This is a genomic window from Providencia sp. PROV267, from assembly GCF_028477825.1.
In the GTDB taxonomy this organism is placed as follows: Bacteria; Pseudomonadota; Gammaproteobacteria; order Enterobacterales; family Enterobacteriaceae; genus Providencia; species Providencia stuartii.
Window position 1 is genome coordinate 181,116 of sequence record NZ_JAMPLX010000019.1, and the last position, 16,297, is coordinate 197,412.

A 16,297-nucleotide genomic window follows, 5' to 3' on the forward strand; every position below is an offset into this window, starting at 1 on the left:
GATACGTGATAAATATAAATAGGTTGATTGAGTGATTTTAATCAGTTATTAATTTAATTAAACGTTCGTTTATTTCATTGACATCATATTTAACTTTTGCTATGTCATGACTTTTATTACCCATTTCTATAATTTTATCTGGATTATTAATAAAAAACTCCATTTTATTTACTAAAGCGTTTATATTGTATTTAGGAATTATAAAACCATTTACGCCATCTATAACAGTTTCTCTGCAACCAGGAGCATCTGTTGTGATGACAGCTCGACCTATTGCCATCGCTTCTTGAGTACTTCTGGGGGAGCCTTCTCTATAAGACGGCAAAACAAAAACGCTAGATTTAGATAACCAATCTGGCACATTGATAACATGACCAGGATAAATTATAACCTCATCCGATATAAGCGCATTCAATTGATTTTTACTTAAACCTCCAGGATTATCTTCATCGAGCCCTCCTAAAACTATAAATTGTACATTCGGATAATTTTTCTTTATCAAGCGAGCAGATGAAACATATTCATGAATTCCTTTTTCAGCGAGCAAACGACCAATGAAAATGAATCGAATTGGTTGAATGGGGGCTTCAGAATAAGAATACTCATTTAAATTTAAACCAATAGCACCAAGTATACTTGTTTCTTTTACTTTTAATCTATATTTATTTATTAAATCTAAAGGGTCATCATGGTTTAAAAAAATGATACGGTCTAAAAATAAAAAAGATAATTTATACAGATATACTTGTATTCGCTTAATAATTTTAGTTTTTATGGGAATACGCTTGGGTTGTTCTGTAAAAGTGAAGCCTAACCCTTCTAGCATTGCAATTCTCTTCGGTATTTTGGCTAATACAGCAGAGATAGTTCCAAAAATCACAGGTTTAGAAAAATAAGAGAATACAATGTCAGGTTTTATCTTAATTAGAATTTTCCTAAGTTGAACGATTGTTTTTATATCATGTATAGGGTTTAGGCCTGTTCGTTTTAACTCATAGTCTATTGGAACAGCACCCAATTTTTCCACTATATTTTTTTCACCGTCAGTATAATCAATAGCAAAGGCAAAAACATTATGACCACTTTTAACTAATGAAACTATTAAATCTTTTCGAAATCCTAAGATACTTGAAGCATTAGTCCCTATTATTGCTATTTTCATGATGCCTCTATATATTTTAATTTTTTTCAAATAGGAAAAACATTGATAATATACAAAAACTATTCTTGCTTAATTATTAAAGCATATAGAGTTTATTTTATTTCATATATTAAAAAAGGAAGATAAGATATCTTGAAGTGTTTTTCCTATATTGTTATGAAATAATATTTAAAATAAGTTATTTTAATAAATTCGTGTATAACTTTATCCATTCATTACTAATTTTCTCTAGAGAAAAGTTATTGAGAATATGTTTTCTTGCATTGGTACCAATAGCATTTTTTTCTTGCGGTGTGAGTGATAAACATTTTGTTATTACAGAAGATAAGGCATCTGAATCATTTGTAGGAACAATGAATCCATGTTTACTAATAACTTCACTTACTCCTCCAGCGTTAGTCCCAATAACAAGACGTTCACAAGCCATTGCCTCTGCAACAACTAATCCAAAACCTTCCCATGCAGATGATAAGACAAATAAATCACATGCAGACATCCAATCTTCAACATCATGTCTTATACCTAACCAAATGATATGTTGCGCTATATTTAATTGCTTAGCTAATTTTTTTAATTTTTCTTTATCCTCACCATCACCGATGATCACTAATTTAATATCAATAGGATGATTTAATTTCGAAATAGCATGGAAAAGATTAGGATAGTCTTTAGCTTCAGTTAATCGACCAACAGCTAGTATTAATTGAGAGCTTTTACTGATATTAATATCTTTTCGTTTTTGATTACGGATAAATTCATTGTAATGATATTTATTTATGTCTATTCCATTATAAAATGGGATCATTCTCCCTTTCTTTGTTGCTTTAAGCGATACGAAATTATTTACCGCTTCTTGACTAACATTAGTTGATATATTTGCAAGCCTATCAGTAATTCGATAAATAAACATTCTAAGTTTACCACCTTCATTTTTGTTATGGGCTGTACAAACTAAAACTGGAAATTTTATAAATAAACGCATTATACGAGAAAAGATATTGGCGTGAACCATATGACTATGTATTATATCTGGTTTATAGTGATTTATCATTTTTTTTACTTTAAATACTCCCTTAATAATACTTAAAGGATTTTTTTTTATTTTTAATTCAATGATTCTAATCTTAGGGTTTTTCGGCTTAACAATAGTTTCACCGGTGAGCGAAATTATGAATACTTCATGGTTAAGATCTGTAAACTTGTCTGCAAGGTCAGATATGCTTCTTTCTGCACCACCCATACCTAGGCCAGTGATAATAATGAAAATTCTCATTTGTTATTTCTCGTTAAACTTACTATTTTTAAAGGTTATAATAATTATTTAAATTATTTTTCCATTTTTTCTCGTCAAAAAATCTAATCTAATTTACGGAGGTTCTATTTTGCATAAAAAGTATATACTTAAAAAGAACGCTTTAAATTTATTTTTTTTATTAAGAATAAAATGAACATAGTAACTAATAATGAAATTATTAGATTTATATATGCAGCATTCCAGCCGACAAATAATCTAGAAAAAATCATATACAAGAAAAATGCTTGCATTAATTTACTGTGTTTAGTTATGGCGAGTAGATTAGTGAAAAATATAGTTATAAAGATATATATATATAGGAATAGATCAAAAGGATACATGATAAGCCAAGATTCTATGCCGATATGTATATTCCAATCTGCGTTTGAATAACCTAATAAATTTGTGACGGCATAATTGTTGATACTCTGTAGCTCAATACTGAATATTTTCTCAAAGAATAACTGAAAATTACCTTCTGCCCAATAAGGTTTTATGGAGTCAAAGTTGATAAACTGTAGATTATCTGTTATGAACATAACGCTAGATATGTGCTGAAATCTTAATAAGAGGTATTCAATAGAGCTTGCTAAAGAAGCCGAGTAATCTTTTACATTGAATATCACATCAAAAAAATTGCTCGTGTCATCTGACCTTAGGTACCATTTTGCATTTATTATAAATGGCATAGATAATAGTAATAAGGTCATGGTAAGTAGCAATATAATATAAACACGAAATTTAAATTTTTTTGTAATAAAGTAATATAATAAAACATAAAGAATCCCAGCCATCCATCCTCGAATTGACATTGAAACTAAATAAACTACTATATTAATTTTTTTAATTTTTGATTCTTTTGTAAAAAATAGATATATTAAGAACAGTATGTCTGGATTAAATATGACGAAGAAAAGTGAAAGCAAGGCTGGCAGGTCTTTACGTCCTGGTTGGCCAGCAATATTTATTCCATAATGAATATTGATTATAAAATATGATATTTGAAGAATTAAAATAATAAATGAATATTTATTTTCATTTATTATTATAGGTTTTATATTTCTCTGTGTGGAAAAAAAAGAAAACAGTATAAATATAAAACATATTAAAAAAGCCACATAAGAATAAATTGCATTTTCTATGTTTACTTTGAAATAATCTCGTTCTACATAATAGTAACCGTCATTTAAAAACATAATATATGAAACGGTATTTGATAAAAATTGAAAAATGAAAATCAAAAAAAGAGTTTTTTTTAATTCTGGCGATATATTTTTAATCATTTTATTATCTTAGTACTGAATTTATATAGGAAAGTAATATTTTTATATAGTTTTTAACCTTCATTTTTTTTATTCTTTTTATACAGCCATATGCATTTTTATAATTTTTTAGATTTAAATTTAATCTAGCTAGGTCTTTATATACTTCAGATTTTCTATATTCTATTTCTTTTGTTAAAGTATTGTTCATAGACTTATTTAATAAATCTAATGCATATAACATTTTTTCATTTCTGTCGATTGAGTTTTTTATGTTTTTTAATTCATTGTTTGTCCATGAACCGATTGAACTATATCGATAGAGACTCATTTTTTCTTTAATATAAAATACACCATTATCTCCAAGTATAGTTTCTAGGAAAAAATCCAGAACAGGGAATTTATTATATATAGGGAGATATTGTAAGAAAATTTCTTTTCTAAAAAAAAGAGATGCAGTAGCTGAAAATTGACCTGGTGTAGTATATATTAACAAAGAGTCAACAATTTGATTTTTTTTAGTCTGAAATTTAAATAAATTCGTTAAACTATTATTTTCACAATTTAAAGAGTATGAATTATGAACACATAAGTTAATGTTTTTATTTACCTCTAAAATTTTTATTTGAGTATCAATTTTATGTTTTTTTAGCCAATAATCATCACCCTCACATATAGCTATATATTCTCCATTTGAAGATGATACTGCTAATGGAATTATTTTCTCCCCTTTTTGATATTGGTTCTCAGTTTGTAGAATTAATTTAATTATATTAGGATATTTTTCCTTATATTCTAACAGAATCAAGCGGGTGTTATCTGTAGATACATCGTCATGGATTATAATTTCAAAGCGGTAGTCTGTAACTTGCGCTAACATTCCATTAATTGTATCTTTAATATAATTTTCTTGATTGTATGTAATGCAAATACAGCTAATATAGATCTTATCTGTATATTTCCAATGCTTAATGATTGAAGCTTCATCTTCAGGGGCTTGTAATGGATTAATATTCATCGTTTATCACAGTTGGTTGGATATCTTTACAACTTAGTACATTTTCTTTGAGCGTAGTATATTTTTTTAAAGTATTTCCGCTTATAATCCACTCAATGATTTGTCTTGGTATATTTACCCCAGCTAGATGTGAAAATGGGTACTGGCCTCCAAATCTAGCGTTCATTTCTAATACATAGAATTGTCCATTCTGCTCTAGACAATCAGTATCTAAAATACATATATGCTTTAATTCTTTTGCTAAAGACTCGCCTAATTTACTGAGAGTTTCATTTTTAATAGTTAATGCTTGGTCTGTCTCTCCAGAACGCATAGCTATTTTCTGTTTACAAAATGTAGTAATGTAATTACTGTGTAAATCATTCACAATTTCGAGTCCATATTCTTTACCTGAAATATATTGTTGTATTAATACAGACTGCTCTAAATCTACAGCAGATTCATACTTGAGATAAGTAGACTGTATTTCATTTTTAACTTTAGAATAAAATATTTTGAGCTCATCTAAATTGTCTGCTTTATAAATTCCAATAGATCCCATACCCCAGCGTGGTTTGACAATTAAAGGAAATACTAATGAATTTTTTTTAATTTCTTCCTCGGCGAAGGGTAAAGATAGAAATGTTTTTGGCGTGGGAATATTAGAATCTAATAAAAAATTATATGTTTTCCATTTATCGTTGCAAATATCTATCACATCAGGAGAGGATATTATTACCCTTACGCCAATGTTTGAAAATAATTCTTTATTTTTAGCTAAAATAGGTAAGTCAATATCAAATAGTGAAATTATTATCTTAATTTGATTGTCTTTACAATATTTTAAAAGAAATTCAATATAATTGTCTGAATATATTTCAGGCGTTATAGTATATGAATCAGCTTGAGTTATTGCATAAGTTTTTACACTATTAGCGGCAAATACTTTACTATTAAACTCACGTAAAGCATCTTTAAAATAATCAATCAAATATGTACGTCTACCTACAGATGTTAGTAATATATTCATTTTTATGCCATTAGATTAAGTAAGCCGCCAGTGTGCCAAAATAAAATATTTGTATTTTTAGGATATTGTTTAGACTTGATAATATTTTCCATTCCCATCCACGCTTTTCCAGTGTATACGGGGTCTAGGATAATTCCTGTTTTCCTAGCCGTTTTATTCAATACATTGAATAGCTCATGATTGGTTTTTTCGTATCCACCGCAGTTATAATTATCATCAAAAACAATATCACTGATGTAATTACTATCTAGACTACTTAAAGATATAAATTCTTCAATAGACTTTTTAACTTCTATTGTTCCTCTGTTCTTATCTCGTGCAATACTTATTCCATGAACTGTTGTATTGTTATAATAATGTTTGAAACCACAATGTAGGCCAGCTTGTGTTGCTCCTGTTCCACTAGCTAGGAAAACTGCATCAAATTCAACTTTACTTTGTTTTTTTAGCTCTTTTACTGCATCAAAATAAGCTAATGTCCCTTCATAGCAATGTCCTCCTCCCCAAATATAAAAAGGAGTATCTCCTTGCGTACGATAGCATGCCATCTCCAAATCCATAACTTTTGCTATATCATGGAGCTCACAATAAACAATTTTTACACCTAATAACTCAAGTATTCTTAAGTTACCCGTACTATGGGTAACAGTCTTGCTGTGTATAACTATTGTGCATTTTAGCCCTAATTCACGACAGCGAATTGCAGTTGCTCGTGTATGGTTTGATTGTATACCACCACATGTAACTACTGCATTACATTTCATATCGATGCATTTTTTTAAAATATAATTAAGCTTTCTACCTTTATTACCACCACCGGATATAGGATATAGGTCATCTCTTTTTACATATAAATTTATATCTGTAACTGAATTTATTTTTTCTAAAGGTGTTATGAAATTCATAATTGTAGTTCCATATCACATCCAAGAATTTTAGTATTGGTATATAAAAATTCTTTTTTTTCAATAAAATTATATTTTTTATATAAGTTATAAGCAGCTGAGTTTTTTCTTACTGTTAAAGATAACAATTTAAATTCATTCTGATTCAAATAATCTATTATGCTATCTAGTAATAGCTTTGAATAGCCATAACCTCTATATTTTTTATCTATAGCAATATATGGTATATATGCTTTTTTTTCTATAAAATCATTAGCGTAGCAAGCTACTAGCCCAATAATAATATCACCCTCTTTAATAGCAAATATGACAGAATTAGCTGCTAATTTCTTTGCATAAATAGAAATGTTAATACGTGACGACAAAGATGGTGTGAATTCATTGTCAGTATTGTGAATGAATTTTTCAAGAGCAAGAATATTAATATTTTTTATTTTTTCAATCTTCATTTTTGATAATTTTCACAATGAACTCTAAATCATTGTTGTTCAGCGCAGTGTGAATAGGGAGGCAAATGACACTATCAGAAACACCCTTAGATTTAGGAGTATATGATGAGTATTTTTTATATAAATTAAACTCAGTAATCAAAGGAAAGAAATATCGTCTAGCTAATATATTATGATCTTTTAATTTTTTAAATAAATCATCTCTGCTCATTCCATACTTATTTTCATTTATTAATATAGGGAAGTATGAATGGTTCATTGTAATATTTTTATCTATAATAGGTAACGATATCCCCTTAACCTCCATTAAGTTATTTATATAAAATGAAGCAACATTTTTTCTTTTTATTAAGGCAGAATCAATATGTTTTAGTGTCGCTAACCCAAATGCTGCTTGTACTTCGTTCATTTTTGCGTTTGACCCAAGCATAGATATTTCAATTTCTGATTCATATCCAAAGTTTTTTAGTCTATCTAATTTTTCTTTCATCTCTTTGGTATGACAGATAATAGCACCACCTTCAATTGTTGAGTATGCTTTAGTTGCATGAAAACTCAGAATAGAAAGATCGCCCCAATTAAGAATGGATACGTCATCTTTTTTAACACCGAAAGCATGTGCAGCATCATAAATTACTTTTAATCCATGCTTATCAGCAATTTCTTGAATAGCATCATGATCGCAAGGGTTACCATAAACGTGAACGGGTAATATCGCTGATGTCTCTTCTGTAATTGCCTCTTCTATTTTTTTAGGATCTATATTGAAGGTGTTAGGATCGATATCGACAAAAACAGGTTTCAAATTGTTGAGTAAAATGGCATGACTTGTTGCTACAAAACTGTAAGGTGTTGTTATTACTTCCCCTTTTAGGTCTAAAGCTTGTAATGCAGTAATTAAAGCGAGTGTTCCATTAGAAAATAGAGAAATATAGTCGACACCTAAATAGTTACATAATTCTTTTTCTAATAGTTGGTGGTAATACCCATTATTTGTCAACCATTTCCTTGACCAAATATCTTCTAAATAAGGAGTCAATTCTTCTAATGGTGGCAATAAAGGTGATGTTACAGTGATATTATTCATAAGTTTTAGTTAGCTTCTTAGGCAGAATATTTAACATAATATATTTGTATAAATCTTTTTGCAAAAAACGGATACTTAATATGTAAAATAATGTAGCCATGGTGATTATTAATATAATTGAAATCCATGGAGATACTGATATTAAATTTGTTATTAACCATGCTATAGAACAAGTAGTTATTGAAATTAGCCATATGGGTAATAATGCTTTTAATTGAGATCTACCAGATAGGCTACCAATTTTACCGTTATAATAAGTATTTATTACTAATGCGAGATAAGATTGAATTACAACTCCAATACATATTGCATTCATTCCATATGGAATAGTAATAAAAAGAACAATCGTTGTAATAATTTTTTTTATAACTTCTAATCTTAAGAAAAGATCAGATCTACCTTTTACTTGAAGATAATTTAGATTTATAGCATGGATAGGATAAAGCAGTAATCCAGTAGCTAGTATGCTGGCAAGTAATGAGGCTGATTTCCATTCATAGCCTAATAGCTCAGGTATTAACGGATCAGCTACTACAGCAAGTCCGAAAAGCAACGGAAAAATAATAACAGCTGATAAGCGTAGTGTTAGTAAATATGCATTATTTAACCGTTGTTCATCGTTTTGTATGCTACTAAGCATTGGATAGGTGACCCTTTGGATTATTGAGGTCATTGTAATCGCCGGTGTTCTAGCCAGTTGGTTTGCTTGGGTAAAATAGCCTACTTCTAACACATTAAATTTTTTACCGATAACTATTTGATAAATATTTTGATAAATACTATCGATTAAACCAGATAGCATAAGTTTTGAGCCAAACCCAAATAGTTGCTTAAATGAGTCAAAGTTAAAACTGAGTTTTGGTAGCCATTTATGTAGTATATTAAGGAAGATAACATTACATAATGTATAAGTTATAGTTTGTCCAATTAAAGACCACACACCAAATCCACAATATGCCATAGCGAATGCCACTATACTGCTTATACAAACAGCGGCTAGTGAAGCTTTTGCTTGGGTTTTGAAATCCATATTTATGGATAACTTAGTACGCTGTATTATTGCAAGGGCATTAATTATGATAACCAATGCTAATACCCGAGTTAAAGAAGTCAGCTCTGGCTGTTTATAAAAATCAGCAATATACGGTGCACTAATATATAAAATAAGATAGCAAACAAGTGCAATGGCAATATTGAAATAGAAAGCTGTTGAATAATCTAGCTCTGTTCTATCTAACTTTCTAATTAATGCCGAACTTAATCCACTATCAACGAAAACTTGGCTGACGGCAATAAATATAGCTAACATACCGATAAGGCCGAACGCTTGAGGGCCAAGCATTCGGGCAAGTACAAGCATTACCACTAATTGAATGGCTTGTGTTGCTAACCTTTCAATTGCACTCCATTTTAAGCCTGAAGTTGTTTTTTGTTTTAAATTACTATCCATAGGGTTACTTCAGTAAAGATAGCAAATATTCGCCATAGCTATTTTTAGCCATTAGCTTAGCTCTTGCTAATAAATCTTCTCGTGTTAGCCATTTGTTGTTGTATGCTATTTCTTCTAAACAAGCTACTTTGTAACCTTGTCTTTTTTCTATTGTTTCTACAAATTGGGCTGCCTCAAGTAAACTTTCATAGGTGCCTGTATCTAACCAAGCGAAGCCGCGACCCAACATTTCTACATTTAATGAACCTTGTTTTAGATACAATTCATTAAGTGTTGTTATCTCTAATTCCCCACGTTGTGACGGTTTTACTTGTTTTGCTAGTTTGACCACTTGGTTATCATAGAAATATAAACCAGTGACAGCATATTTTGATTTGGGTTTTTGAGGTTTCTCCTCGATAGAAATAACTTTTTTATTCTGATCAAACTCAACAACACCAAAGCGTTCTGGATCTTTTACTTGGTATCCAAAGACTGTTGCTCCTTTTTGGCGTGAAGCGGCTTCCTTTAACTTCGGTGTAAAGGCTTGTCCGTAGAAAATATTATCTCCTAATACCAAGCAGACACTATCAGAGCCAATAAACTCTTCACCAATGATAAAGGCTTGTGCTAAACCTTCAGGTTTAGGTTGTATTGCATATTGTAATGAAATACCAAATTGAGACCCGTCACCTAATAAACGCTCGAAGCTGCTTTGATCTTCTGGGGTTGTAATAATCAGGATTTCACGGATCCCTGCCAGCATAAGAACTGACAATGGATAGTAAATCATGGGTTTATCATAAATAGGAAGCAATTGCTTTGATACGCCCATTGTTATTGGATATAACCGTGTTCCAGAGCCACCCGCTAAAATAATACCTTTCACTTTTAAGCCCCTAACCTTTCTCTATTATATTTATTATTTTGAACTGACTCACACCACTTTGAATTACTCAAATACCATTCAACTGTTTTACGCAAACCGCTCTCAAATGTTTCTGCTGGAACCCAGTTTAGTTCATTTTTGATTTTAGTTGCATCGATGGCATAACGTAAGTCGTGGCCTGGCCTATCTGTAACGTAAGTGATTAGGTCGCTATAACTTTGAATATTATTAGGTTTATTAGGCACTAATTCTTCAAGGATATTACAGATAGTTTTAACAACATCAATATTGGCTTTTTCATTATGACCACCAATATTATAAGTTTCACCAACTTTACCTTCGGTAACAACTTTGTAGAGTGCTCTTGCATGGTCTTCAACGTATAACCAGTCCCTGATTTGTTGACCATTACCATAGACAGGCAGTGGTTTACCTTCTAGGGCATTTAAGATCATTAAAGGAATGAGCTTTTCCGGATAGTGGAATGGGCCGTAGTTATTAGAGCAGTTAGTAACGAGGGTTGGTAAACCATAAGTGCGTTGCCAAGCTCTAACTAGATGGTCACTCGATGCTTTTGATGCTGAATAGGGGCTACTTGGGGCGTAGGGTGTTGTTTCAGTAAACAGATCCGTCGTTGATTCTAGATCACCATAGACTTCGTCCGTCGATATATGATGGAAACGGAATGTTGCTTTCTTGTCTGCTGGTAGTTGGTTCCAATATTGGCGAGCCACTTCTAATAATGTGTAGGTGCCGATAATATTGGTTTGAATAAATTCACTTGGACCATCAATTGAACGATCAACATGTGATTCGGCGGCTAAATGCATAATTGCATCAGGTTGGTGCAAATTGAATATATTTGTGATAGCGGCTGAGTCACAAATATCAGCTTGAACAAAGGTGTATCTAGGATCTTCACAAATAGATGTGAGTGACTCTAAGTTTCCCGCATAAGTTAATTTATCAACATTAATAACGGTATCATTGGTGTTATTAATAATATGGCGAATAACTGCGGAACCAATAAAGCCTGCACCACCAGTAACTAATATTTTCACTGAAAACCTTGGTATTTAATAATTTATTAAGTAAGAATAAATTTAGCTATGGTATAAATGTTTACTGCAATATTTGATCAGCCATAGCTACCGCACTGGGTTGTCGGGTCCCAGAGCACCATCGAATTCTACATTCGTGCTTATTAATTGAAAACATTACGTTTTTACGTAGTTGCTCAATTGATAAGCACGTCTTATCATTCATCGCCCTTCAAAAGGGCATGCATTTTCGCTGACTCGGTCAAGCGAAAGCGCCTAATAATATCACTAAATATAGTTGCTGACTATCGGTGTGATTGTCTTAGAGAATAGTCTTATTATTTTGCTAACTCTCTAACCTATTGTAAAGAATAGATTTATATTCTTTTGGATTCCTTTGCTGACCGTAGGCAATATTTTATCTGCCATCTTAGGAAATAACCTTATTTTTTATGGATGTATTTTATTCATTCGATTGAGATATATTTCTATACCCGAATATCGAGTTAAGATAAGTGAAATAATTTAGAAATATATCATTTTTATTTTTTGGTTATGCTAATACGCCTTAGTGACGTTAAATTAATAAAGAGCAATAATTAATTTTATTATTTTATTAAATGAATAAAAAAGCATCAGAAATAAACCTTGCTGATAATTATAGTGTGATTTCTAAATAAGTCGAATTTCGACTAGAAATAAAAAACTAGCCGCGAATAATTCAGCGGCTAGTTTTATCATGGATATAACACTTTTATTAATGGCGATTGATTACCATTCGAACGGTACGGTTACCATGACGGAAGCACCAATATCATCACTGGTGTCGTAATCTGTTTTCGATACCCAGACTTTTGCATCGGTGCTGACCATGTTATCAAAGTTATGCCACCAACCTAAATCGACACCCTTGATTGTTTCTGATTTAGGGTAGATTTTGTTTTGTGGATAACTTTCTTTATTGACCTTGGCATAGACTAAACGTGTACTAACACGGTTATCATCGTCAAGGGTGTATTCCACTTTGGCTGATAACATACGCCCATCACCACCCATGGCATGACCCAAAGGTGCACCTTGTTGGTAGTATCCATTTTGGTAGATAAAGTGAGTATACATCACGCCGTTTTTGTTCCATTCGGTATGGGTATTAGAACCTTCAATATACCAGCTTAAAGGCTGACCCCATGCAGTATGGTAGCCTTCGATACCCCCCATAAAAGCATTTTTCGATGGGAACATACCGGCTTCATCTTCACCGATCATTTGGCCGTAAACACTGACAGGTAAACCAATCAGCGGGTAGAGTTTGATTTTAGCGTCAAGCCCTGCAAGCTGGTTACCGGGGTCATCATTTTGATCACCTGTGTTATCTTTACCGGCCATCGCATTCCAGAAAGAATTCCAGTTGTTAGGGCGACCTTCACCTCCCCACATGACTACGCGTGAACCCCCTAACTCAAAGAAATCCGTTGGGTTCATGGTCATACGTAAACCAATGAGCTTGGTATGGGGTTGTGAGGAGTACTGCTTAATTTGACCTGCTGTAAGCTGATATTGCCATGAGCCAATCCATGATAACCAAGGGGTTTCAAAAGGACTTTGGTCTGCACGCTGTATTAGGAAACCTGTGACAGGACGTGCTGCATCAGTACGGATCAAGCTACCATCATGGCCTGGCCCCCACCATTGAGGGATCTCACCAAAGCTAACCCATTGGTTCCAAATTTTCACGCCGCCGTAAGAACCATTAAGGTTATAGTCAGAGCCATTTTCAACACGTAACGCTCGTTCAGCATTCGCTTTTAAATTTAAATCGACATCATCGGTGCTGTAATTACCTTCAACGGTATAACGGAAATCACTGTATTCGCTTTGCGCGAACCCCTGTGGCATGGATGGCTTACTCGTTGACAGGTAGGTTTGTAATTGGAGGTTATTTTTAGTGCGACTGAGTTGTTGCTTAATACGCTGCACAATCGCTTCTTGTTCACTATTGGTGATATTTGCATTATTAAGTGAGCGGGTAATTTCTTCTGAAGATAGGGGCCATGTAGAAAGGCTGATTTGAATAACATTACGTTCTGATAACCATGCAAGGTCGTTTCGTAAGTTATTATCCGGTAGAACGAGACCCCCAGCAAGAGTATTGCCACTCATTACGCCCAATACCGTTAAAATGGCCAACTTGGTAAGCTTGATTTTTTTCATTGATGAATCCGTTGAGTTGAGTCGTCTAATTTTTTGTGTTTTAGCGCGAAAATAGGCGCAAAAGTAATAAGTAAATTCCGAACACGAGTAAAGTACGATATCGCCCACAATTATCTTACTGTTCTATTTGACGTATTAGTTAGGCATGTGTGCGGTGTTTTTTTTATATAATAGGCAAACTCTGAATAAATAAAAAGCAGATTATAGGCGCATGCGGTAAATTGCCTTTTTATGATGATATATCACAACATAATTAAAACAGTAGGCTAGAGGAACTATTTGTCTTATTTGGTGATACTGACTGTCTTAAAATGATTGAATAGCAAATTGATTAAACGGATTTTAATTAGGTGAAATTACTTATATTGGCGTGGGAATAAAATTGGCGCCTTAATCAAATGAATATTAAGGCGCCGAGAGTTAATTGGGATTATCGACCATGCTCGGGTAACCAAATTTGCAAACGGAGGCCACCAAGTGGGCTATCGTCTGCTTTTACCCAGCCTTTATGCTGTGAGATTGCGGTTTCAACAATCGCAAGGCCTAGGCCAGTTCCGCCAGTCTCCCTATCGCGTGCTTCATCTGTACGGTAGAAAGGGCGGAAAATGTGTTCGCGATCAGCGGGGCTAACTCCTGGGCCATCATCATCGACAGTGATTAAGATGCCGTTGTTTTCCTCTTTAAAATTGACCGCAATGTGGGTATTTGAGTAGCGAAGGGCATTGCGAACGATATTTTCAAATGCACTGCCTATCGCCGATGGATTGCAATAAATCGGCCATGGGCCTGGCGGGGCGGTGACATCTAACGTTTTATTCATCTGCTCTGCTTCAAAGCGAGCATCTTCTAGAATATCGCCCCATAATTCATCGGCTTTAATATTCTCCCTTAAGATCTCATTTTTGTGCTGGCTGCGTGATAGCACGAGTAAGTCATTGATCATACTATCTAAGCGATGCGTTTCGGTTTCGATACGTTCTAGCTCTTTACTTTCACCATGGCGGCGGCGTAAGAGTGCCGTTGCCAGTTGTAAGCGTGTGAGTGGCGTCCGTAGTTCGTGCGAGATATCAGAAATCAGTCGTTGTTGGGCAGTGACCATGCCATCAAGCGCGCTAATCATCTGGTTAAAACTGTTACCGGCAGAAAGAAACTCTTGCGGCCCCGATTCAAGTTCAGGGTGTGGTCGTAAATTGCCTTTTGCGACATCGTCTGCCGCCATTTTTAATTTACGGGCAGGGCGTGCCAAGCTCCATGATAACCAAAGTAATAATGGGGCGCTAATCAGCATAGTGGCAATTAATAACAAGAATGGCCGGTCAAACAATAAGTTAATAAAGTCTGATTGTGGGCTATTGGCTGGGCGAACTAAATAGAGTTGGTAATGGTCTTCACCGTCGCGAATGGAAAAAGGCCCAAGAATTTCCGCGCGACCATATTTTTTCTTTTTCGGGTGATCGGCATTGTCGGATTGCCCGATAAAGTTACGGATCACTTGCATTTCACTGGGCATCGCCCCGATAACACGTCCTTCACTGGTCACAATGATCAGACGTTGCCCCGGAGGCGCCCATTTTTTGATGGAATTAGAAATCCGCCTCCACCAAAGAAGGTCATTCATCGGCGCCTGTGCAAGTTCGGCTTCGATGTGTTGTTCAAGCATTTCCCCTTGGCGCTGCTCACTTTCCAGAAGGGAAGTGAGCTGCCGAGAGTCTAGCTTGGGTACCATCAGCACTAGCATTAACACTAGTGCGAGGGTAAACCAGAAAATTGCAAATATTCTTGCGGTTAAGCTATTTATCATGTTGCTGAAACCATCAAGTATCCACGACCACGTAAAGTTTTAAACCACGGTTGACCATCTGTACGCTCTGGCAATTTACGGCGTAAGTTAGAAATGTGCATATCGATAGCACGGTCAAATGGCGTTAAGCGTTTCCCAAGAACTTCTTGGCTTAGATGCTCTCTTGAAACGACTTGACCGAGGTGCTGAGCTAATAAATAGAGTAGCGTGAACTCAGTACCTGTTAGGTCTAGAATTTCGTTATCAAAGCTGGCCTCTTGGCGACCAGGGTTTAATTGTAGCTTATCAACTTGCAGAACAGGCGTATTGCTATTGTCGCCCTGATTCTGTTCGCTCCAATTAGAACGGCGCAATAGTGCACGGATACGGGCAACGAGTTCGCGGTCATTGAAAGGTTTAGGAAGATAGTCATCTGCACCTAACTCAAGGCCTAACACTTTGTCTAGCTCACTACCGCGAGCGGTTAACATAATGACAGGAGTTTGGTGGATTTGACGCAACTCTTTTAATGTCTCAATACCATTTTTCTTTGGCATCATGACATCAAGTAATAACAGATCAATGGACGAGTCCAGTTGTTGTAAAGCCTGTTCACCATCATAGGCGATGACAACGTTGAAACCTTCCATTTCGAGCAGTTCTTTTAAGAGCGACGTGAGTTCACGGTCGTCATCAACTAATAGGATTTTATGCATGTGTTTAAGTCCTCCAACTGCCAAAATACGATAACAATCTTCATGA

14 protein-coding genes are annotated in these 16,297 nt (G+C 33.9%); all 14 read right to left on the reverse strand.

Translation table 11 applies throughout. The annotated features are described in order from the left end of the window. Window positions 1-37 precede the first annotated feature (37 nt). Entirely contained in the window at window positions 38-1,162 is a 1,125-nt protein-coding gene (locus PR709_RS13770) for a glycosyltransferase family 4 protein (protein WP_272570942.1), read from the reverse strand. Window positions 1,163-1,340: 178 nt separating this feature from the next. Next, the gene (locus tag PR709_RS13775; RefSeq protein ID WP_272570943.1) at window positions 1,341-2,435 is read right to left on the reverse strand and encodes a glycosyltransferase; all 1,095 of its coding nucleotides are present in this window, start codon (window positions 2,433-2,435) and stop codon (window positions 1,341-1,343) included. A gap of 128 nt (window positions 2,436-2,563) precedes the next feature. Continuing rightward, window positions 2,564-3,739 (reverse strand): oligosaccharide repeat unit polymerase, encoded by a 1,176-nt coding sequence (gene wzy / locus PR709_RS13780; RefSeq protein WP_272570944.1) that lies wholly within the window; start codon window positions 3,737-3,739, stop codon window positions 2,564-2,566. A gap of 4 nt (window positions 3,740-3,743) precedes the next feature. Next, window positions 3,744-4,736 carry a glycosyltransferase gene (locus tag PR709_RS13785; RefSeq protein ID WP_272570945.1) on the reverse strand — a complete coding sequence of 331 codons (993 nt, stop codon included), beginning with the start codon at window positions 4,734-4,736 and terminating at the stop codon, window positions 3,744-3,746. Continuing rightward, entirely contained in the window at window positions 4,726-5,745 is a 1,020-nt protein-coding gene (locus PR709_RS13790; RefSeq protein WP_171831102.1) for an ATP-grasp domain-containing protein, read from the reverse strand. The genes PR709_RS13785 and PR709_RS13790 overlap by 11 nt, the downstream gene beginning before the upstream one ends. Before the next feature lie 2 nt (window positions 5,746-5,747). Next, window positions 5,748-6,650, reverse strand: coding sequence for a 1-aminocyclopropane-1-carboxylate deaminase/D-cysteine desulfhydrase (locus tag PR709_RS13795; protein ID WP_171831103.1), 903 nt, complete (start codon window positions 6,648-6,650; stop codon window positions 5,748-5,750). Next, window positions 6,647-7,099: a GNAT family N-acetyltransferase gene (locus PR709_RS13800; RefSeq protein WP_171831104.1), complete on the reverse strand. Its 453-nt coding sequence runs from the start codon at window positions 7,097-7,099 to the stop codon at window positions 6,647-6,649. Before PR709_RS13800 ends, PR709_RS13795 begins: the two co-directional genes overlap by 4 nt. Next, complete coding sequence (locus PR709_RS13805; protein WP_171831105.1) at window positions 7,089-8,186, reverse strand: DegT/DnrJ/EryC1/StrS family aminotransferase; 1,098 nt, start codon at window positions 8,184-8,186, stop codon at window positions 7,089-7,091. Before PR709_RS13805 ends, PR709_RS13800 begins: the two co-directional genes overlap by 11 nt. Further along, window positions 8,179-9,636, reverse strand: a complete 1,458-nt coding sequence (locus PR709_RS13810; protein WP_102780896.1) for a lipopolysaccharide biosynthesis protein — start codon at window positions 9,634-9,636, stop codon at window positions 8,179-8,181. Before PR709_RS13810 ends, PR709_RS13805 begins: the two co-directional genes overlap by 8 nt. 4 nt (window positions 9,637-9,640) lie before the next feature. After that, window positions 9,641-10,504, reverse strand: a complete 864-nt coding sequence (gene rfbA / locus PR709_RS13815) for a glucose-1-phosphate thymidylyltransferase RfbA (RefSeq protein ID WP_040132581.1) — start codon at window positions 10,502-10,504, stop codon at window positions 9,641-9,643. A 2-nt stretch (window positions 10,505-10,506) separates the two neighbouring features. Further along, entirely contained in the window at window positions 10,507-11,565 is a 1,059-nt protein-coding gene (gene rfbB / locus PR709_RS13820; RefSeq protein ID WP_272570946.1) for a dTDP-glucose 4,6-dehydratase, read from the reverse strand. Window positions 11,566-12,315: 750 nt separating this feature from the next. Next, on the reverse strand, window positions 12,316-13,755 hold the full coding sequence (locus PR709_RS13825) for a capsule assembly Wzi family protein (RefSeq protein WP_036942537.1): 1,440 nt from the start codon (window positions 13,753-13,755) through the stop codon (window positions 12,316-12,318). A 430-nt stretch (window positions 13,756-14,185) separates the two neighbouring features. Then, entirely contained in the window at window positions 14,186-15,556 is a 1,371-nt protein-coding gene (gene cpxA, locus PR709_RS13830) for an envelope stress sensor histidine kinase CpxA (RefSeq protein ID WP_004924389.1), read from the reverse strand. Next, window positions 15,553-16,251 carry an envelope stress response regulator transcription factor CpxR gene (cpxR, locus tag PR709_RS13835; protein WP_004924392.1) on the reverse strand — a complete coding sequence of 233 codons (699 nt, stop codon included), beginning with the start codon at window positions 16,249-16,251 and terminating at the stop codon, window positions 15,553-15,555. The genes cpxA and cpxR overlap by 4 nt, the downstream gene beginning before the upstream one ends. Between the last annotated feature and the right edge of the window lie 46 nt (window positions 16,252-16,297).